This window comes from Bradyrhizobium sp. 2S1 (assembly GCF_011516625.5).
GTDB classification, from domain to species: Bacteria; Pseudomonadota; Alphaproteobacteria; order Rhizobiales; family Xanthobacteraceae; genus Bradyrhizobium; species Bradyrhizobium septentrionale.
The window spans coordinates 5,148,552-5,166,541 of the sequence record NZ_CP147717.1 but is presented as its reverse complement, the minus strand read 5'-3'; the positions used below and the strand labels follow the sequence as shown (position 1 = coordinate 5,166,541).

The window sequence follows — 17,990 nt, the reverse complement described above, 5'->3', positions numbered from 1 at the left end:
TGGCCGATTTCCTCGACTGTCAGTTCGAGAAATTCGCGCGGGTTGCGCCCGTAGAACTTCGCGAGCCGGTAGCAATCGAGGACTAAAGCTTCATGAGGTCCGGAGTAAAAAAACCGGCCAAGGCCCACGCCGCAGTCGTCCAGTCATTGGGCGATAGCTGCGAGATGACGCTCGGCGGTTGCCTGTAGAGCACCGACATCATCGCCGCCATCTTGCGCTCGTCGAGCGTGATCTGCGGCGGATCGGACGCGAAGTCGAATTTGAGCGGGTGCCCGCATTCGACGATATCGCGGCCGGTCGGCTTTCGGTATTCCAGTTGCTTGATCGTTTCCTCGCCGAACTTCACCGGCTCGGACAGTGGAATGATGTTGTTAGGTTTCGGCGCATCCTGTTGCTGCGCGCCATCCTTTGCCGCCTCAGTCATTCGTTCCGCCTTAGCTGATTTCGTCACACGCCTCGCCTTCAAAGCGCGCCCGGAACTGGCCGTCATGCGTGTTCAACTCGATCGCCGATTTGCACCACGCATTGCGGAGCACGTAGACTTTGCCATTGATCAATTCCGCGGTGACGGTGGCGTCAGTGATCAATTCCATGTCCTCAAGCGAAATCTCCGGACGCGACGAGATATCGCCCTCGATGAAAGGTACGCGCGGCAATTCGCTGTAGCCGTGGACATAATCCTGTCCGGCGATGCCGGCGCGCTCGACCGCCGACGGGGACACGGTGAATGTGCCCTTGAGCGGATATTGATTGCCGTCGACCTTGAGATAAGCGGTGCCCGCGATTGCGACGCCCATGTCTGTGCTCCTTCATGGAATTAAAAAGCCCGCGCGCGGGAAGCGGCGGGCTTCGAGGATCGGTTGCGGCCGATCGGGTTAGGCGATGGTGGTATCCACCCCGCGATCGTATTGCAGGCGGAACTGCGCCAGCACCGCGAACATGCGCAACTGATTGATGAGGTCCGGCGGATACACCACGTTGAGCCGATTGGGATTGCTGCTGTCTCGCTCGACGATCAGGTTCGACTTGAACGCGGTCGCATTCTCGACCAGCCCCTCCCACTCGTCCTGCCGATATTGCGCGACAAGTTCGGCCTTGACGATTTTGGGCGTGACGATCGCCTGACCGGGACCAAACCGCGTGCCGTCATCGGCCAGCTTATGGCGCGGGAATTTGGTGGTGATAGCCGCCTTCTGCCGGCGCATCACGGCGGCAAGCGTCGCGAGCGTCGTCACCAACTCGTAAGCGTCGTCGCCCTGGCTGTAGAGGTTCTTCTGATAGGTCGTGCTTTCCCGCTTGATCATCGGCACGCCATCGGCGCCGACGCCCTGCGTTGCGAGACCTACGCCAGCGAGGTTGTTCAACTCGGTGAGCAAGAACCGCTGGTTCTTCGGCGCCGGCAGGATGCCCTCCAATGCGAGCGTTTGCAGCGGACGCGCCGGATCATTGATCAGCGCCCGGCCGGCCTTCGCGGTGTACGCGGCGGCGACATGCCATGCCGGCGACGGCATGTTCTGCTCGATCCCCATCACCGAGACCACACCGGAATTGTTATTCGGCCCCCACGTCAGCAGCGACGAATAGGTGCCGCGCCGCGCCGAAAAGACGTGGCCGAACAATTCCCGCATCCAGCCCCAGCGCCCGCTATCGCCGAACCCGTACTCGGTTTCGATCGCGACCAGCGACGTGCTGTCGGTGTACGGCATGGCGACATACTCAAAGCCCTCGTCGCCGAGCGCGATGATAGCAGCGGAAAGATCGGGCACGCCGGTCCCGCCCGTTAGCTTGCCATTGTTGCCGAGGGTAAAGCTGAGACCCGGCGGCATGCTCTCGGCCGCGATCGAGCCCGCATAGTTGATCCGGAAATCGATGTCGTTTCCGTCCGCGCCCTTGTGTTTCGCAGTCAGCGTCACCACCGCCGCAGCGTTGCTCGCGACAACCTCCATCGACGGATCGGCATTGATCGCCGCCACGATCGCCGCCGCAACGACCGTTGGCGTGTCATTGGCGCTGATCCCGACCGGCACGCGACGGCCGGCCACATAGACGTAGATGGTGCCCGCTTGCGTCGGCGGGTTCGAGACCGTGATGGTCGCCGCCGCCGCGACGCCGGTCGCCGGCTCGGGGATCGGCACCATCCAGACTTCCTGCGACGCGCTGTTCTTGAAGAAACTCTGGGCCATCGCATCGAGCATCGAACCAAGACCCGCAAGCTCCTGCGCCTCCGAGACGGAGCCGATCGGCACCGGGACATTCGGCTGCGCCGTACCACCGGCGAGCATGTAGCCGAACAGCAGCGCCGGCTGGCGCAGGGTCAGCGATCCCGCCTTGGAGGGGTCGACCTCGACCCAATAGAGCGGTTGTTTCCAGTTGGCCGGGATGCTTGCGAACGAGATGGGCATGGGGGTTGCTCCTTTGGTCTAGGGCGCGCCGCCGCGCGATTACTTCTTGTCGGTCTGCGGTGCCGCAGCGCTCGCCTTCGCGGTCTCGTCCTCGACCTCGATGTCCTTGTCGGCGATCCGGCGCAGCGTGAACTGATCCAGCGGCCACACATTGCGCGAGCCGGCGACCGGATGGTGGATCATGGTGTTCCCGATCATCTTGACCTTGACCATTTGAGCCATGAGCGTCGTTCCTTTCAGTTTTGCTCGATGTCGTATTGCTCGACGACTTGCTGCACGGCTCCGGGGTCCGTGTCCTTCTTCGGGTAGCGGGTCTCGACGTGGAAGGTGCGATAGTCGTCCGGCACGACCGGCGGCCAATAGGTCCGGAACGTCACCACCATTTCGATCTGGATTTCAGCGAGCGGGGTTTCGCCCATGATCGCGTACTGCGACCGGCGATCCATCTGCTCGATGCCCTCAAACATCCGAATGAATGTCGGGTCGGTCAGCAGGCGATCGTCGATGCCGGCCATCACGGTCTCAAGCGCCGCCAATTGCGACCCGTCATCGGCCGCGCTGACCGCGCCCGCGATCCCGAGATGGAGGCGGTGGAAAAAGCGCGGCTCGCCGGCATTCTCGTCGCCATCGGGCGAGCGGGTCTCGCGCAGGATGTAGACGCCCAGCAACGGAAGATCGCCCGGAGAGACTTGCCGCATCGGCGTTCGCTTGAACGTCTTGAACGCCGGCTCAAACGGTTTCGCTTGCAGCAGCGCCATCGCCTTGTCTGCAATCTCGATCGCGTAAGTGCTCACGGCGTTTCCTGCGGTGCGGTGTTGCGCAACAGGATTGTCGCGCCGCCCTGGCCGTCGGTGTCGACATCGCCCACCCAATACAGCCCATCGATGCCGTCGACCTTGATCCGATCGCCGATCTCGGGCGCGACCGGGAATTCAGCGAGGCGGATGCCAAGCGACGTTTCCTGATCGGAAAAGATCGTGCCGTCCTGCATCTGCACATCGACCGGCCGGGACGAGTAGACGCCGCGCCCGACATAGGGCGCGCCGTTCGGATTGTCGGCGCTGACCGTGCTCGCTTGGCTCACGCGCGGATAGAAGGTGCAGACCCGCGCGAATGCGTTCATACCCGGCGCGAGGACGAGCGAGGAAAAGTCCATTGCTCGCCCTCGATCCGTTAGGCGGTGCGCCGGCCTTGGATCAGCGCGGTCGGGCGGGTGCAGAGATTGAGGTTGTTGGTCTGCACGTCGAGATGCACGCCCTTGTTATTCTGCATCACGTATTGCCGCGCATAGCGCGCCTGCCCGAGCGTGTTGACGGTCTCCATGTAATCGGCCGGCGCGAAGTAGGTCCGGAACAGGCCCGGGACGCCGGTCGGATAGATGTGGCACTTATCGGGGTCGATGAACGCCTGCGCGCCGACCTGACCGCGATAGTTGGTCCACTGGATGCCGCCGAACGGGAACGAGCCGAAGGTTTGGCCGGCGGAGATGTACGCCTGCCGCAGTTCGGCCGCCGCCTGATAGTTCATATACGTGGCGCGCACTTCCTTGTGCATGATTAACGCATCGAAGAAGTTGTCGCCGCAGATGGCCTCCAAGCCGGTGAACGGGGTGCCGTCGAGCGCGGCGGCGGTGGTGCGGATCACGCCTGCACAAGTCTTGCGCAGGATGCCGTCCGCCGGATTGGGGTTCGACAGGTCGAACCCGAGTTCCGGCTGCTGCGCCACGCCGAACGTGGTGAACAGGTTGAGCGTCGAACCGTCTGCATAGGTGACCACGCCCTTGACCGCGCCGATCCGCGAATACTCGATGGTCGCCTCGTGCGACTGACCGTCGACCTGCATCCGCTCGCCGACGAGACGCATCACGCTATCTTCGCCGCTCTCCTGACCGAACGGGCGGATGTTCTGCACTTCCTCCGCCATCACCGCGTCGTTCACCTCAAAGTGCGGCACGTTGACGGACAGCATCGAGCGCTTGCCCTTATCCAGCGTGATGCCGGGACCACCGCGCGGGGTGGGCGGGACGAGCGACAGGACGTTGTTCTTGCTCTCGATCGCGATTGACGTGGTGGTCACACCGCTTTCCGAGAACAAGCCGGACGAGCCGAGATATCCGGGCACGAATTTCAGCTTGTTGATCGCGTCGGTCAGCGAGACGACGCTGAATGCATCGCTGTTGAAAACATCGAGCATCGGCATTGTCATTGTTCCTTTCAGACAAAAGGCCACGCATCCCCGACAGCAAGCCGCCGTGGTTGTTGAGGACAGTGGTGTGAGGGAGGGTGGGTTTTGCCCGCGCTTAGCGGACGATGATCAAGACGCCAGCGCCGCCGAGGGCAGCAATCGCAGCGGCTTTCTGCGCCGCAGTGATGCCGACCGGCCACGTCAGGATGTTGCCGTTGACCTCGGCCGCGCGGGTGATCGCGGCGATCTGCATGGTCTGGCCGGCGCCCGTGTTCGCGGGATAGATCGGCAGCGCTGCGGCGTTCTGCGAACCATCATTCGCCGCCGGATTGAGCGGAACGAACTGGCTGCTCGCGGTGATCTTGCCGAGCACCTGACCGGGGACAATCGACACGTTCTGCGCGATCGTGATGTTGTCGCGCGAAAGATCGCCGTTCGCCTCGTTCAAGATGAACTCGCCGGGATGACGGCCTTCGGTGACGGGATTGGGCATGCTGCTACTCCTTGGTTACTTCCGGACGCGAGCGTTGAGGTTGTCCGTGACGCGCCCCCACGCGGCGGTGATCCGCTCCCGGCCGCCTTGCGTGGGCGCCGCCCGGTGGTGTTGGATTTCGAGACGCTCGTCCTCGTTGGCGCGGGCCTCGATCAGCTTGGTCCGCACCGTCTCGACGCTCTCGTTCGCCCGGATGTAGCCGGCGGCGAGCCTCGGCATGCCGGCGAGCGAGCAAAGGTCGTTGATCTCGTTGACGTATGCGATCGTGCTCTCGCGACCCTCGCGGCGCGCGTCATCGATGTTGATAACCTGCGCGCTCGGCGGGTCGGTGCGATTGCTAGGAGCCGAGGGCCCGACAGGTTGCTCCACCCCCGGCTCCTTCTCGGTGCGAGCCGGAGGCGGCTCCGGCTCGACCGATTTCACGACGCCCTTGAACTGCTTCGCCGCATTCTCGGGCAGCAGCCGCAGCGAGAACTTCGCGGCCATCTTCACCGCGTCCTTGATCTCGTCGGCGAGGCCAAGCTCCTTGGCCTCCTTGGCGTCCATCAGGCGATCTTCGTTCATGATCGCCGCGATCTTCTTTTCATCCTGGCCTGATCGCTTGGCATAGGTCGCGACGATCGAGGTATCGAGGCGGCCGAGATCATCGGCCATCGCGCGCATGTCCTGCGCGTTGCCCATGGCAAAGCCGCTCGCGCCGTGGATCAGCAGGAACGCGTTCTCGGGCATGACGATCTTGTCGGCCGCCACCGCAATGATGGATGCGGCCGATGCGGCGATGCCGTCGATCGTGGCCGTGAACGTCGCCGGATGGTTCTTGATCTGGTTGTGGATCGCGATGCCGTCGAGGGCGTCGCCGCCGGGCGAGTTGATCCGCAGATTGACGGTCTCGACATCGCCCATCGCCTTCAACTCGTCGTCGAAGTTCTTGGCCGACATCGCGTCGTCATTCCAGAACGACTTGCCGATCTCGTCATAGATCAGGATTTCGCCGGCCTTATCGTCCAGCTTCCGCATCGAAAACCAACGGCGCATGATCGTTTCTCCTATGCTGCTGCCTCGGCGGCGGCGTTGTCATCGCCGCTCAAGTCCTGTTGCGCGTCCGCCTGCTCTTGAGGATCGACCCCGCTCGCATCTGCTGCGTTTGGATCGGTCGGTTGCGTCGAGGACGCGCCATGGATCGGGAAGTCGAGCCCGAGGCGCTTCTCGCGCTCGTGGTCAGCGGCGATCCGCTCGTCGGTCTCCTCGGGGTCGTAACCCTCGGCCTCGACGACATCGCTGCGCGACTTGAAGCCGCTGTCGACGGCAAGCTTCTCGGCCTGCCGGTCCTTGAGCGGATCGACCCACTCAAAGCGCGGCGCGATCCATTTCGCGCGCGTCAATTTCCGCTGCTGATCCGTAAACCCGGCGAGCGAGATCGTGCCGGCGAGCACGGCATCGGCCATCCAGCGCTGCCAAATCGGGCGGCACATCTGGAACACGATGACGTTGTGCTGCAATTGCTCAAGCCGGCGGCGATATTCGACGATCACACCGCGCAGCGACGAGTAGGAGGCGCGCCGCGTGTCGCCGGTGCCGAGCATGTAGGGCACGCCCATCGCCGAGAACGTCGCAAGCTGATTGCGATACTGGAACGCCTCATAGGCGCCGCCGACATCGGCCGGCTCGGAGAATTTGATGTCCTCGCCCGGCAGCAACGCCTGCATGGTGCCCGGTTCGAGCGGCGCGATGCCGACCGATCCGCTGTCGGAATTGTCCGCGTCGGTCGCGTCCGGAAGGATGTCCTCGGGCGTCGATGACGTGATGAACCCGGCAAACATCGCCGCAAGCTTTTTGCGATCAAGCTCCGCGTCGTCGTATTGGTCGAGGAAGTACAGCTTGACCAGCGCGGGCGTCACAAGCGGAACGCCCCGGACTTGGCCGGGGCGAGTAGCGCGGAAAATATGAAGCACCTGATTGGCCGGGACACGGACCTGTTCGGTCGTAAATCCCTCGGGCTCGATCGGGCTGTCGCCCGGGTGCTGGATGTAGAACCAATACGCGACGCGCCGACCAACGAGATCGAATTCGACCCCGTTCATGATGTAATTGCCGTTCGGCGCGAACCGATTGTCCCAATACGGCAGCATCTCGCTTTCAAGCACCTGCAATTGCAGTGGCGTCGAAAGTCCGTCCTCGGGCCGGCGCGGGCGGAAACGAATGAAGCATTCGCCGGCCTCGAACAGCGCCCTGGCGACGAGCGATTGCATTCCGTAGAAGTCGACGAGGCCGTCCGCGTCGCACTCGTCGGTCCAATCGAGGAACGCCTGCATCAATTCCTCGCGCTGACCGATATCCTCGATCAGCGACGACGGCTTGATACCGGCGCCCACCAGATTGCCGACGAAGTTCTCGACGGCGGCAACCGCGTGCGGATTGTTGCGCATCACGTCGCGGGCGCGGGCGCGCAATAGCTCGCCCTGCCACGACATGATGACGTTCGAGGTCGTGATCGACGGTTTCCACGGCGCCAGCCGGCGGCCATAGCGGGCCGCGTCAAAGCCGGTTTGCCGCACTGACGGCATCGTCGCGGTATCGGTGCCGATTGACGAGACCAGTTGATTGCGGATCGACTGCGCCTTGACGCGAACGCGCGGCTTGATCGCGGCGGCGGCGAGGGCCATCGCTTACAGACCCTTGTCCGGCGGCGTGACCACGCGGAACGTGCGCCGGGGCACGGTGCCGGTCAGGCTCGACGATGCATTCGCGAAAATCTCGCGCAACTCGGCGAGCGAGCGGAATTCCACCGACTTGTCGCCATAGGAAACACGCTGCGCGCCGGATGCCAGCGCGTTGATGACATCCTGCAACTGCTGCGGCGTATAGGTTGGGACGGCCATGGCCTCCTCCTCAAAGGTAGTTCGAGCGCACGATCCGGCGCGCAGCGCGCGGATATCGCGCGATAGCGACGGGCGCCGGCTGCGATGGCGCCGGGACGTGCTCTTTCTCCGGCGCCTCGTCGGCGCCGCTGGTTTCTTTCGGCGGCGGCGGTGCGACCCGCTGCATGTTCATGAGGTAGCTCGATGCGGCGGCCATCGCCTCGCAATCGAGGAAATGGTTATGTTTCGAGAGCGCCACCCACTCGGGCGTGCCGTTCGGCTTTTTCATCCGCGCCTCGGAGACGATCTGCCGGCAATAGTCGTCATCGACGCCGCGCGGGACATGCCACGCGCCGATCTGTTCGGCGGGCCAGCGCAAGCGCTCATGCACCCACGATTTCCAATGGTCGGTGTCGAGGCGGACGAGATCGAGACCGAATTTCGCGGCCTTGCCGCTGCGGTTGATCTCGATCTTGCTGATGATCAGCGGCACCCGCAGCGGGCGGCTCGAACCCTTGGTCGGCCGTACCCGTTTCGGGAAGCGCCGGCAGAACTCGTAAACGCGGTTGAGCGGCAGCGTGTCCTTCTTGCCGGGACGAAAGCCGCTGTCGACGAACGCGACATTGATCGGCATCCCATCGACCGGCTCGGAGATGAACTGCGCAAGTTCGTCCCAAATCTCGGGCTCGGCGGTATCGCCGCGCAGATATCCCCAATCGATCAGCCATGACGTGGCGCGCGGACCAAAGCCGCGAATGACATACGGCATCGACTGCTTTTGCACGTCGACCGCGATAGCCAGTCGCAGCACGCCGTCGGGCACTTCGCCGCGCTCATAGGTCGAGAGTCGCGACTTCTCCTTGATCTCCGCCCATTCCGGGACATCGCCGCCGCCGGGCGACCAGAGCTCGCCGAACCCAGCGTTGATCGATTGCTGGATTTCCGCCTGATCGCCCATCGCGACCGCTTCCAGATAAACCCGGATACGCTCGCCGAACGTGACGAAGGGCGACGCCAGACCCGAGACCCAAAAGCTGACCGCCATGGTATCCGGCGGATCGCCTGAGACGATGCCGGCCTTGTCTATGGTTTGGCCTGGCGCCACGTATCGGCCGCGTTCGTTCATCACCGCCTTTTGGCTGTCCTCGATGACGCCACCGCAATGCGGGCATTCGAGATACGTCTCGCGTGCAGCCACCATCGGCGTTGCAGTCGCCGGCCACCGCATCAGATTGAAGCGCGGGACGAAGTACGCCGCGCAATGCGGGCACGGCCAGCACCAGTGATAGCGGGTGCCTTGCTGCCAGAGTTGCCAAATCGGGCTCTCGATATCGTCCGACATGGCGACATCCCAAAAGACAAGACCGGATCGCCTGTCCTCGATCGCCTCGACGCGCCCGCGCGATGGGGTCGATGTCACCACGCAAACGAAGTCGGCATAGGTATCGCCGCGCCGCTCGACGAGACCGAGCGGGCCGCCCTGCTCGTTCACGTCGGCTTTCATTTCGTCGTATTCATCGACGAAGGCCAAGGCGGCGGGATCGGACTTCAAGGCCGCCGACGAGCCGGCATGAGCAAGACGGAACGGGACGCCCGCGACGGTCTTGCGCGTTTTCGTCATCCGTTTGCCGCGCGCGACCTTCGCGGTCAGCGACGGCGCCTCGTCGAGCAGCGCCATCACGCGCGGCTCGAACTGTTCGGTCAGGAATTGCTTGTTCGGGCCGACGTACAGGATCGGCCCCGGCCGCTGGTCGAGCCGTTGTCCGGCGCAATCGAGAACGGCATCGGTCTTTCCGGTCTGCGCGCCGAACATCAGGATCACGCGCCGGGCCGCGCCGCTGGCGATGACGCGCTCGGGCTCGATCACATAGGGCGTGAGCGTGGGATCACGCGGCCCCGGCACGCCCGCTGTCTGCGGATATATCCGGTTCTCGCTCGCCCATATGTCCGGCGGCATGGGGCGCGATGGCCTCGCGAGCAGCGCGAGCTTCTTCCACAGCGCGTCCCCTTTCAGCGGCAATATCTGCCACCCTTTCGAGGATGTCATTTACAGCGGTCTCGATTGTTTTCCGGAATTGCAAGTCGCGCGTGACGCGCGCCGGCAGGCCGGCGGTCTCGGCGCGAAACAATCCGATCATGTCCTCGACAATCGCCATCGCCTCGTCGGTCTCGATCAGGCGAGCCTCGCGGACGGCGTTGCGCAGTTCAATCTCGCGCGCTCGCGCCTCGCGCACGCGGCTGTCGGCCGCTGTCTTTTGCGCGCGCCGGTCGCTGTCATTGCGAAAGCGGATGTACCCTTGCACGACATCGACCAGATAGAACTGGTCGCGCCCCTGTTTCTCTATCCAGCCCTCTTTTGCCAGTTGCCTGACCCGCTCGGGCGAGACCATGAGCAAGCGCGCGGCAAGGGCCGATGTGATCAATCCGCCCCGGCCGGCGGCGCCGTGAACGGCGCCCGGGGGTGCGTTATTTCCGCCAGCCCGGCTAGAAGCCCCGGCCGACGTATCGGCCGCCAGTCCGGCCCCTACGGGCTTTCCCTGGCCCGCCGTAACGCCTTGATTTTCTGCCATTTTTCAGGCTTTCCAGTTGTGGAATTTCCTCGTCACCACCGGTAGTTGGCCTATATCTGGGCCAGACCTCCCGGGGTTTTGGCCCAATTCCGGGCCGGCCAATGGGGGCGAAAAAACGAAGGCGTATGTGGAAATGACGAAGCTAACCCCGGCCGATCTGGCCCACTTCACCGGCACCGCCCAGTGGTATCGCCACGGGCTCAACCGGCGCATGCTCTACACTGACGGCGTGCAGTATCTCGCCGAAAAGGGCGGCGCATATTGGCTGCTCGACAAGATCGCTTGCCTGCAACTCGAACCGAAGATTGGGGCCGAGGAATTTCAGGTCTGGCGATTGCACGTCATGGATGACCGCAGCGCGCGCCTCGTTTGCGATGACGGCAACGATAATGGCACCGCCATCTATTCCGAGGACATCGACTTCACCGATTTCCCTCTCGATCAAATAACGAGTTGGGTCGAGGGCAATGTCATCCTTCTGCCGAGCGAGCACTGATCATGAAATTCGTCGTAGGGGATCAGCCGATGACTTTCGACGCGATCGAGACCCGCGCGATCGAGGCGGTCCGTCGCGCGGATCACTTCACCGCATCGCTGTTTCTCGGGCGCGGCCAATACCGCGTCGAGAAGCGGCCCACCGTTCTCGCGGCGATGCAAGCCGCGCGCGAGATCGAGAGCGACCCCGCCGCCTATACCCGGCGCGCACTTGTTTACGCCATCGCCGCCGACGGTCACGCCACGCTGCTGACCGCCGCGCTAATCGCGAAACTGCTTTCCCTCAAATCGTAAGAATGTCTGACCAGTAGCCTCAATTTAGGCGACGGCGGAGCTTCTTGATGATTTTCCGCAGATCGTCTGCGTACTCCTCGATGACCCGGCGCGCCTCCTCCAAGCGCGACGGCTTGGGCTTCGGCGCTTCCTTGCCAGGGCAAGGGGCTTCTGGCGGTTTCATGTCCTGACGCTCGGCGAAAATCAAATGGGACCATTGAGCTAAATCAACGAACCATTGACCTCGTTCTGAGATGCAGACCGAAATGTTCGTGGGCTGGAGCGTGGCGGTCGCCGCTGCCGCGCCGCTGTGCCGAGGGGGCCCCGGCCATCGCCTGCTTGCCACGCGCAATTCCCCGATACATGCCGGCGCCGCGCCTCTCGATCTCCGCGTATGGGATTTCTTTGCAGGCGAGCCGCGCACGCGCGGCCGGATTGAGAAAATAGATATACCGCATTTGGTAGCCGTCGAGCGGTTCGCCCTGGCCCGACCATGAACCGCCGGTCTTGGCGAAATGCGCCGCGCGGTTCTTGCCCGTCACTTGCGTCATCTTGTGAGTGACCGATCCGTCCGGCAATCGCAGCAGGCTCTTGTTCACCTTGATCCCGGTCAGCACGAAGCCGGCCGCGCGATAGATCGTCCCATCGCCGCACTGGCAACCATCGGCGAATGAGATGATCCATTCTATGTGCGGATAGTGCTTGCGGATCATCCGCAGCGCGATCGAGAGCGCGCGGCTCTCGCTGTTGCGCGGCAACGCGTCCGAGAACGCCAGTCGGTTCAATTCGAGAAAGCCGTTCCATTGCGTCTCGCGCACCAGCCCGAGGATGTTCGACTTATCCATCGACGGGCCAAACGTCATAGCGCCTTCAAGGCGCCCGCCGATAAAGACGCCGAGGGCGAGGAAGGTGTTGTTGACGGTCTTATGGCTGTAGTGCAGCCGGATGATCAGCGCGTCCGCGTCTTTCTTCGCGATCGGCGCAACGCGGATTTCTTTAGCCTGTCCCATGGCTCGTCACTGAGTTCGTAGCGCATCATTCGCGGCCCCGGTCCGGGAGACACGGCGCCACCACCAACCACAACGGCCCGCCGTGGAGCCGCCAATGCTCTGAATTCACTTCAGCTTTTGAGGTATTGCGGATATTGCCGGACTTGCTGCTGGCTCGACCCGGTCGAGATTGACCCCGAGCTGACATAGGCCGGCTTGAAACGATATTCTGAGGCGGCGAGATACTATGGCGCGCCAGTTGCGGCTATGCTACGGTGCAACTCCGCCCGACGGCATAGTGGTTTGGACTGAGCAAAGTGAGGACTGTTATGGCCGACTTTACAGCACCGGAAGTGACTGCGGAGGAGTTCCACAAGAAGGGTCTAAGGCCTATACTTCTGTTAGCTCAACCTAAAACGTTCAAGGTATTAAAAGACCCACACGACCTTCAAAAATGGGAGGAAATGCTTGTTGAATGCCTGGGTCTGAAAGCGGGCTCTAAGAGTAAACTAAAGGATCTTCATACTGCGAGTAACACTAGCTGTGAAAGTAACAGTCCCACTAGCGACTGTGACGAGGATTGACGCAACAAATTGATGCGCCGCGTAGGCATAGTATCTTTGGACGTTGATTTACACGCACATGCGGTTGCCAAGTGCTTGCGTGAGCGGTTCAACTGTTCCGCTCACGTGTTTTGTGTAGACCAGGCCCATCGAGAAACAGTCGTCACTTGGGCGCAAGGACAAGGTCTTATCACGGACTACAATGGGGAAACTCTAGATTTAAGTTCGATCGACGTACTGTGGTGGCGGAGAGCTAATCAACCGCAGTCACCTAGTGACCTTCTGCAAGAAGAAGCGGTGCATGCGTTTGTTTCGGCAGAGTGGCGGTTTGCATTGTCAGGTCTTTGGGCGGCCTGCTTCCGGGGAGTTTGGGTTAATGACCCTCGGGCAGAAATGTGGGCGACAGGTAAGCAAGTGCAACTTGATGCCGCGGCAAAAGTTGGCTTTCGCGTGCCGAAAACGATAATCTCGAATGATCCAGACCAAGTCCGAAATTTTTCTCGATCTCTGGGGGGCCGCATAATCATTAAGAAGATTGCTGGGGCACCCGGGATGCAGTTAGCCACAGTCCCGATCGATATAAGCCAGTATGACGACGATTCTATTCGCCTCGCTCCGTCAGTATATCAAGAACTGATCTCTGCGAAAGCCCATTACAGAGTTGTAGCACTTGGTGATAAGCCAATTTTTATTGAAATCATCTCATCAGAACTTGATTGGCGAAGGGGTATAAGTGCGAGGCCAAAGGTAGTCAGAGTAGACGACGCTCTTATCGACCGAACCAAACGACTAATCAGAAATTTGGGACTAAAAATGGGTATCGCGGATTTTGTAATTGATCAAAACGGCGATGTTGTTTTCTTGGAGGTCAACGTCCAGGGACAATTTTTGTTTTTGGATGGCATTGGCGATATTGATACAACGACCGCTTGCGCGGAGTTTCTTGCGTCCGTCTCCGAGCCAATTCAATAGCGGTGCCCAACCAACAACCGCTACCGTACTTGCATTCGCCGGGACATCTTGGGACATTTGGGATATCGGCATCCGTCGTCATCGGGCTCCAAACCTCGATGCCGGTGGAGCGAAGCTCAGCAGATTGCCAGCCTAGCGCTCGCGAAGAGCTTGCCGACGGTCTACGGATATCGTGAGAATGTCTTACCAAGGCGCTGCGCATGGACTGTCCCACCGCTGATTCTTCGTGCGCCGACGAGGTGATCGAATAGGATTATCGTTGTTGCGCTGCATGAGTCCGATACTGGCCCATCGCGCCATTTCGTTGCATCGCGGTATTTGGTCAGTATCCGGGATAGAATAAGCCGCATAACCAATCTCGATTTATGAAACGCGCCCTAGATATTCGGCGCAGATCGCTGCGAGCGCATTGCCTTGCGGCGAGCGATTGGGATTATCCGGGTCGCGCGGCTTGGTTGCCCTGGCAATGGCGCGCTCGACGATCCCGAATTGCTCGCCGTGCAGGATGAACGTCATGTCTCGGAACGGCGACCGATCGCCGTCCGGCAACTCGGGCATCTGCTCTAACTCGCCGACCCCGACCGACAGCTTTGATAGCTCGTCCTCGGTTATGCCGGTCAGCGCGATCTCGAAACCGCCCTCGATGAGGTCGGACAATTCGAGCCGCAGCATGTCGTTATCCCAATCGCTAGCATCTGTCAGGCGATTATCGGCGATGACATAGGCGCGCTTTTGCTGATCGGTCCAACCGCGCGCGACGATGACCGGGACCTCGGTAAATCCTAACAGCTTGCCGGCGGCCAATCGCCCGTGACCGGCCAGCACCATGCCGTCATCGGCCGCGAGGATTGGCATCGTCCATCCCCATTGGCGGATCGACGCCGCGATTTGCTCGATTTGCTCGGGCGAATGCCGGCGCGAATTGCGCTCATAGGGCCGCAATCGATCGACCGGCCATGTTTCAACCGCCGGTTTCCTTGCTAGTGCATCCATGCTTTACCGCCTGTAGGGCCTTTTTTGTCCCGGGAAATCGTTGTTTTGAGCGGAACCAAAGGCCGAAAACGGCCGCGCCAAATACGCAAAAGGCGCGCGGTCCCGCGTACCCGCGCACTCTCGGCAGGCCCCAAAGTACCTTTGCCCCACCATGCCCTAGCGCGGGCCACTGGTGGCTCGGCGCTCAATCCCGCATCTCGTAGCGCCAGCCGCGTCGCTCGGCACAGTCGAGCACCCGCATGCGATCCCAGCCCATCATATAGCTGAGGATCGGCGCTGCCCTCATGACCCGGAGCGATGTGGCATTGATGACGACCGCTGCGTTGAAATGCGGTGCATCGATGATGATCATCGGTTGCTCCGCTGCTGGTTCGCTGTCGCTCCCATGGCGCACCCCCACTCTTACGGTATGCGGCGCTGCTGCTCGGCGGCCTGCGTCTGGGCGCCTGCGAGCCGCCGCTCGATGTCATCGAGGCGACGCTGCATAGTCGTCAATGCATCGCGCGGATTGTACAAATCCGAGTAGGCCTTCTTGAGCTCGTCAATCTGGCGCTGCTCGTCAGCCATGCGGCCATCATTGCCGCGCCACTTTTCCTCGTGCTCACCGCGCGGGACGATCATCTTGGTGATCTCGTCGAGCCGCGTCTGATTGCGCTTGATCGCATCGTCGATCGTGCGCCATTTTTCCTCGTGCTCGCCGCGCGGCACACTCGATTTGGTTAGATCGGCGACGGCATCGGAGTTTCGCTTGCTGCGGTCCTCGGATTGGCGCTGCCAGTCATCCCGGCGCTGCCCGGTCGCGGTCAGGCGGACATCCAAATCCTTCTGAGTGACGCTGGTCTCGACCATCTTCTCGATGACGCGCTGTTGCCGATCGAGCCCCTCCTTGACCGGATACCAGACCAAGCCGCCGATGATGGTGAGAAACGAGAGCATGACGCCCAGCGCCGGCCACGGGATTTTCGCCCGCTCGTCCAGCTTGGTCGACAGGTTCGAGATTTGCTGCGACAGACCATTGATCTGCGAAGCAGTCGCGCTCGATAAATCCTTGATGCCGGCTTCGAGGTTTTGCACCCGCTGCTCGATCGCAGCAGGCTCGAACCGGAACGGCGAGGATGCATTTGCCACGGTACTCTCCCGCAACCGCTACCTCTCAAGCGACAGCAACGTAAGTGTTCGCATTGACGCCAGTTTCGACCTGTGCGTTGGCGACAAGCCGGGTGTTCGCGGTGGCGCCGAGATAGCTTTGCGCACGAGCGGAATTGCCCGCCGTGCAGCCATAGGCCGCAACCTGCGCCGCGACGGTCGCCGTTGCCGTCGCGGTGATGATCAGCCGATACCAGCCATTGCCCGCATTGACGATCGAGGCGGTTGCGCCCGATCCGATCGTTTGCACGAGACCGTTTTGGATATCGAAGTTTGCATAGGCCAGAGCGCCAAACGCGGCGCTGCCGAACAGCAATTGGAAGAACTGCGCGGTCTCATATTTCGCATAGAGCGAGAACGTGTAGCTCGATCCAGAGACGAAATTGATGTTGGTCGATGCCGCGCTGTGAGTATTGGTCGCCGCCAACTCGCTGAGACGATCGGCAGTCAATGCATTGTTGACGGGATCGTTGGCGACGTTTGGCGTTTGCGAGAACGAATTCAGCGTCCACGAACCGAACGCATCCGAATGCTGCACCAGATTGGTCGGCAACGTCGATGCCGGCGCCGATGTCACGGAACTCGATCCTTGGGCATTCGTCGCCGTCACCCGCACGGTGATTGATGCGCCGACATCGCTAGCGAGCACCGTATACGACGAGCTTGTCGCACCAGCGATATCGACGCCGCTCTTCGCCCACTGATACGTGTACGCAATCGGCAAGTCGCCGGCCCACGTGCCGAGCGCCGCCTGCAAGACGTTGCCGGCGGTCCCGCTCGATCCAGAGACGGTCGGGGCCGAGGTGTTGCCGGGCACCACGCTCGCAGCGGCATAGGCGCGCGAGGCGGCATTGACCCGCGTCGTGTAACCGATGTCGGTCGCCGCCGGGTTGGTGCTGAAATCGAAATTATGATACGCGCCGCTCAACCAGAGCACGGAATACTTGGCACTGCGGGCGACGGGGACAACCGGGCGCACATTCTCGTTCGCCAGGGCGCTGACCCGCTGCCGGCTCCATGTCGCGCCACCATCCGTGGTCTGGTAGCGATACATCTGCGAGTTGGCCGAGTTGCCAAGCGAGATATACAGCACGCCTTCTTCCGTGGTGTCGAAGAACGCGCCCGGGCTGTAGTAGCCCTCGGATATACCTTGGCCGTCAGTGATCTGCGTCGATCGCGTATCCGGCACGCCCATGCCTTGACCGGCATCAACCTCGCCTTTGGACCACGATGCGCCATTCCATCGCGCATAGTAGCAGCGGTGATCGCTGGTGGAGATGAACCGCCAAAAGACCGCCTCGATGTTCCCCGATGTGCGGCGCTGGATATGGTGGCACCACATATCGCCGAAATTGTCCGGCGCGCCGCTGGTCGCAACCGCAGTAAATGCGGTGAAGCCGATCATAGCCGACCCATCGCCAAGCGCCGTACCATCCGAGGTGCGCCATTGGCCGCCTAGGTAATACCCATGCCGCACGTCGGTCTTGGTGCTGGCTTGCGGCCCGACCGCATCGGTCATCAACAGGTCGATCCGGTCGACGTTGTTCGACGTGACCTTGTGATAGATGCCTTGCGTGCCGGTGCTGATCGCGAGTTGCCGTTCCGCCGCCCATGTCGGCACCGCGCCGAGTGCGCCGCCATCGACCGTCGCTGGGGCCACCGTCCCGATGTCCGCGCTGGTGATGTACGCCAGCGGACCGCCGGTCGTGCCGTTGCGGTAGAACAGATACAGCTTGCCGCCCTCGCCCGAGAGCATCACTGGCGATGGATAGGTGGGCGCGGCAGCGCCATTGCCGAGATTGTATTCCTGCGACCAGCCGCCGGCCATCGTGTATGGCTGCACTGAAATCCGGAAATTGATCGGCCCGCCGGTGCGATGCGGGCAATAGAAGGTGATCAGGCGGCCATCGGGCCGGATCAGCGGTGCGGTCGGATAATCGTGGTCGTCAGTCCAAATGCTCGCGACAGTGCTGGTCGCCATGACCTTGTTGGTCACGGTGTCGCTGGCTTCGTCGACCTCATAGAGCGTGGCGCGGCCGGTCGCCACCGAAT

Annotated in this window: 22 protein-coding genes; 3 read left to right on the top strand and 19 right to left on the bottom strand. The window is 61.9% G+C overall.

Annotated features, from left to right (window positions below; genetic code table 11):
• Window positions 1-82: 82 nt before the first annotated feature.
• The 13 genes from HAP54_RS24385 to HAP54_RS24325 form a co-directional block, all read right to left on the bottom strand.
• Window positions 83-490: a phage tail assembly protein gene (locus tag HAP54_RS24385; protein ID WP_166304305.1), complete on the bottom strand. Its 408-nt coding sequence runs from the start codon at window positions 488-490 to the stop codon at window positions 83-85.
• Window positions 435-797 (bottom strand): phage tail tube protein, encoded by a 363-nt coding sequence (locus HAP54_RS24380; protein ID WP_166304302.1) that lies wholly within the window; start codon window positions 795-797, stop codon window positions 435-437. Before HAP54_RS24380 ends, HAP54_RS24385 begins: the two co-directional genes overlap by 56 nt.
• A gap of 78 nt (window positions 798-875) precedes the next feature.
• Complete coding sequence (locus tag HAP54_RS24375) at window positions 876-2,402, bottom strand: phage tail sheath C-terminal domain-containing protein (protein ID WP_166304299.1); 1,527 nt, start codon at window positions 2,400-2,402, stop codon at window positions 876-878.
• 39 nt (window positions 2,403-2,441) lie between these two features.
• Window positions 2,442-2,624 carry a hypothetical protein gene (locus HAP54_RS24370; protein ID WP_166304296.1) on the bottom strand — a complete coding sequence of 61 codons (183 nt, stop codon included), beginning with the start codon at window positions 2,622-2,624 and terminating at the stop codon, window positions 2,442-2,444.
• 14 nt (window positions 2,625-2,638) lie between these two features.
• A complete protein-coding gene (locus tag HAP54_RS24365; protein ID WP_166304293.1) occupies window positions 2,639-3,196 on the bottom strand; it encodes a hypothetical protein in 558 nt (185 codons plus the stop codon).
• Window positions 3,193-3,558 carry a head-tail joining protein gene (locus tag HAP54_RS24360; RefSeq protein ID WP_166304290.1) on the bottom strand — a complete coding sequence of 122 codons (366 nt, stop codon included), beginning with the start codon at window positions 3,556-3,558 and terminating at the stop codon, window positions 3,193-3,195. Before HAP54_RS24360 ends, HAP54_RS24365 begins: the two co-directional genes overlap by 4 nt.
• A 17-nt stretch (window positions 3,559-3,575) precedes the next feature.
• Entirely contained in the window at window positions 3,576-4,607 is a 1,032-nt protein-coding gene (locus tag HAP54_RS24355) for a major capsid protein (protein WP_248114456.1), read from the bottom strand.
• 94 nt (window positions 4,608-4,701) lie between these two features.
• On the bottom strand, window positions 4,702-5,079 hold the full coding sequence (locus tag HAP54_RS24350) for a head decoration protein (RefSeq protein ID WP_166304287.1): 378 nt from the start codon (window positions 5,077-5,079) through the stop codon (window positions 4,702-4,704).
• A 15-nt stretch (window positions 5,080-5,094) separates the two neighbouring features.
• Window positions 5,095-6,114 carry a head maturation protease, ClpP-related gene (locus HAP54_RS24345; protein ID WP_166304284.1) on the bottom strand — a complete coding sequence of 340 codons (1,020 nt, stop codon included), beginning with the start codon at window positions 6,112-6,114 and terminating at the stop codon, window positions 5,095-5,097.
• A gap of 11 nt (window positions 6,115-6,125) precedes the next feature.
• A complete protein-coding gene (locus tag HAP54_RS24340) occupies window positions 6,126-7,742 on the bottom strand; it encodes a phage portal protein (RefSeq protein WP_210297525.1) in 1,617 nt (538 codons plus the stop codon).
• A 3-nt stretch (window positions 7,743-7,745) separates the two neighbouring features.
• Complete coding sequence (locus HAP54_RS24335) at window positions 7,746-7,958, bottom strand: phage head-tail joining protein (protein WP_166304282.1); 213 nt, start codon at window positions 7,956-7,958, stop codon at window positions 7,746-7,748.
• Between the two features lie 10 nt (window positions 7,959-7,968).
• Window positions 7,969-9,840 carry a terminase gpA endonuclease subunit gene (locus HAP54_RS24330; protein WP_248114457.1) on the bottom strand — a complete coding sequence of 624 codons (1,872 nt, stop codon included), beginning with the start codon at window positions 9,838-9,840 and terminating at the stop codon, window positions 7,969-7,971.
• The gene (locus HAP54_RS24325) at window positions 9,824-10,360 is read right to left on the bottom strand and encodes a hypothetical protein (protein WP_166304277.1); all 537 of its coding nucleotides are present in this window, start codon (window positions 10,358-10,360) and stop codon (window positions 9,824-9,826) included. The genes HAP54_RS24330 and HAP54_RS24325 overlap by 17 nt, the downstream gene beginning before the upstream one ends.
• A gap of 280 nt (window positions 10,361-10,640) precedes the next feature.
• Here HAP54_RS24325 and HAP54_RS24320 point away from each other — a divergent pair, with 280 nt between their 5' ends.
• The gene (locus HAP54_RS24320; RefSeq protein ID WP_339156896.1) at window positions 10,641-11,003 is read left to right on the top strand and encodes a DUF6876 family protein; all 363 of its coding nucleotides are present in this window, start codon (window positions 10,641-10,643) and stop codon (window positions 11,001-11,003) included.
• A gap of 2 nt (window positions 11,004-11,005) precedes the next feature.
• Window positions 11,006-11,296, top strand: a complete 291-nt coding sequence (locus HAP54_RS24315) for a hypothetical protein (RefSeq protein ID WP_166304272.1) — start codon at window positions 11,006-11,008, stop codon at window positions 11,294-11,296.
• A gap of 19 nt (window positions 11,297-11,315) precedes the next feature.
• On the opposite strand, the gene HAP54_RS24310 is transcribed toward HAP54_RS24315, so the two are convergent.
• Window positions 11,316-11,483, bottom strand: coding sequence for a hypothetical protein (locus HAP54_RS24310; RefSeq protein ID WP_166293498.1), 168 nt, complete (start codon window positions 11,481-11,483; stop codon window positions 11,316-11,318).
• A gap of 19 nt (window positions 11,484-11,502) precedes the next feature.
• Window positions 11,503-12,285, bottom strand: coding sequence for a hypothetical protein (locus HAP54_RS24305; protein ID WP_175619478.1), 783 nt, complete (start codon window positions 12,283-12,285; stop codon window positions 11,503-11,505).
• A gap of 575 nt (window positions 12,286-12,860) precedes the next feature.
• Between HAP54_RS24305 and HAP54_RS24300 the strand changes: the two genes are divergently transcribed.
• A complete protein-coding gene (locus tag HAP54_RS24300; RefSeq protein ID WP_166304269.1) occupies window positions 12,861-13,799 on the top strand; it encodes a hypothetical protein in 939 nt (312 codons plus the stop codon).
• 363 nt (window positions 13,800-14,162) lie between these two features.
• On the opposite strand, the gene HAP54_RS24295 is transcribed toward HAP54_RS24300, so the two are convergent.
• The 4 genes from HAP54_RS24295 to HAP54_RS24280 form a co-directional block, all read right to left on the bottom strand.
• Window positions 14,163-14,792 carry a ParB/Srx family N-terminal domain-containing protein gene (locus tag HAP54_RS24295; RefSeq protein WP_166304266.1) on the bottom strand — a complete coding sequence of 210 codons (630 nt, stop codon included), beginning with the start codon at window positions 14,790-14,792 and terminating at the stop codon, window positions 14,163-14,165.
• Between the two features lie 184 nt (window positions 14,793-14,976).
• The gene (locus HAP54_RS24290; protein WP_166304263.1) at window positions 14,977-15,144 is read right to left on the bottom strand and encodes a hypothetical protein; all 168 of its coding nucleotides are present in this window, start codon (window positions 15,142-15,144) and stop codon (window positions 14,977-14,979) included.
• Between the two features lie 50 nt (window positions 15,145-15,194).
• A complete protein-coding gene (locus tag HAP54_RS24285) occupies window positions 15,195-15,920 on the bottom strand; it encodes a hypothetical protein (RefSeq protein WP_166304260.1) in 726 nt (241 codons plus the stop codon).
• A 25-nt stretch (window positions 15,921-15,945) separates the two neighbouring features.
• Window positions 15,946-17,985, bottom strand: a complete 2,040-nt coding sequence (locus HAP54_RS24280) for a phage head spike fiber domain-containing protein (RefSeq protein WP_339156854.1) — start codon at window positions 17,983-17,985, stop codon at window positions 15,946-15,948.
• Between the last annotated feature and the right edge of the window lie 5 nt (window positions 17,986-17,990).

Bases quoted from the DNA above. Each gene is read 5' to 3' on its own strand.
- HAP54_RS24385 (WP_166304305.1), bottom strand. From the start codon at position 490: ATGACGGCCAGTTCCGGGCGCGCTTTGAAGGCGAGGCGTGTGACGAAA.
- HAP54_RS24380 (WP_166304302.1), bottom strand. From the start codon at position 797: ATGGGCGTCGCAATCGCGGGCACCGCTTATCTCAAGGTCGACGGCAAT.
- HAP54_RS24375 (WP_166304299.1), bottom strand. From the start codon at position 2,402: ATGCCCATCTCGTTCGCAAGCATCCCGGCCAACTGGAAACAACCGCTC.
- HAP54_RS24370 (WP_166304296.1), bottom strand. From the start codon at position 2,624: ATGGCTCAAATGGTCAAGGTCAAGATGATCGGGAACACCATGATCCAC.
- HAP54_RS24360 (WP_166304290.1), bottom strand. From the start codon at position 3,558: ATGGACTTTTCCTCGCTCGTCCTCGCGCCGGGTATGAACGCATTCGCG.
- HAP54_RS24355 (WP_248114456.1), bottom strand. From the start codon at position 4,607: ATGACAATGCCGATGCTCGATGTTTTCAACAGCGATGCATTCAGCGTC.
- HAP54_RS24350 (WP_166304287.1), bottom strand. From the start codon at position 5,079: ATGCCCAATCCCGTCACCGAAGGCCGTCATCCCGGCGAGTTCATCTTG.
- HAP54_RS24345 (WP_166304284.1), bottom strand. From the start codon at position 6,114: ATGCGCCGTTGGTTTTCGATGCGGAAGCTGGACGATAAGGCCGGCGAA.
- HAP54_RS24340 (WP_210297525.1), bottom strand. From the start codon at position 7,742: ATGGCCCTCGCCGCCGCCGCGATCAAGCCGCGCGTTCGCGTCAAGGCG.
- HAP54_RS24335 (WP_166304282.1), bottom strand. From the start codon at position 7,958: ATGGCCGTCCCAACCTATACGCCGCAGCAGTTGCAGGATGTCATCAAC.
- HAP54_RS24320 (WP_339156896.1), top strand. From the start codon at position 10,641: ATGACGAAGCTAACCCCGGCCGATCTGGCCCACTTCACCGGCACCGCC.
- HAP54_RS24315 (WP_166304272.1), top strand. From the start codon at position 11,006: ATGAAATTCGTCGTAGGGGATCAGCCGATGACTTTCGACGCGATCGAG.
- HAP54_RS24305 (WP_175619478.1), bottom strand. From the start codon at position 12,285: ATGGGACAGGCTAAAGAAATCCGCGTTGCGCCGATCGCGAAGAAAGAC.
- HAP54_RS24300 (WP_166304269.1), top strand. From the start codon at position 12,861: ATGCGCCGCGTAGGCATAGTATCTTTGGACGTTGATTTACACGCACAT.
- HAP54_RS24295 (WP_166304266.1), bottom strand. From the start codon at position 14,792: ATGGATGCACTAGCAAGGAAACCGGCGGTTGAAACATGGCCGGTCGAT.
- HAP54_RS24290 (WP_166304263.1), bottom strand. From the start codon at position 15,144: ATGATCATCATCGATGCACCGCATTTCAACGCAGCGGTCGTCATCAAT.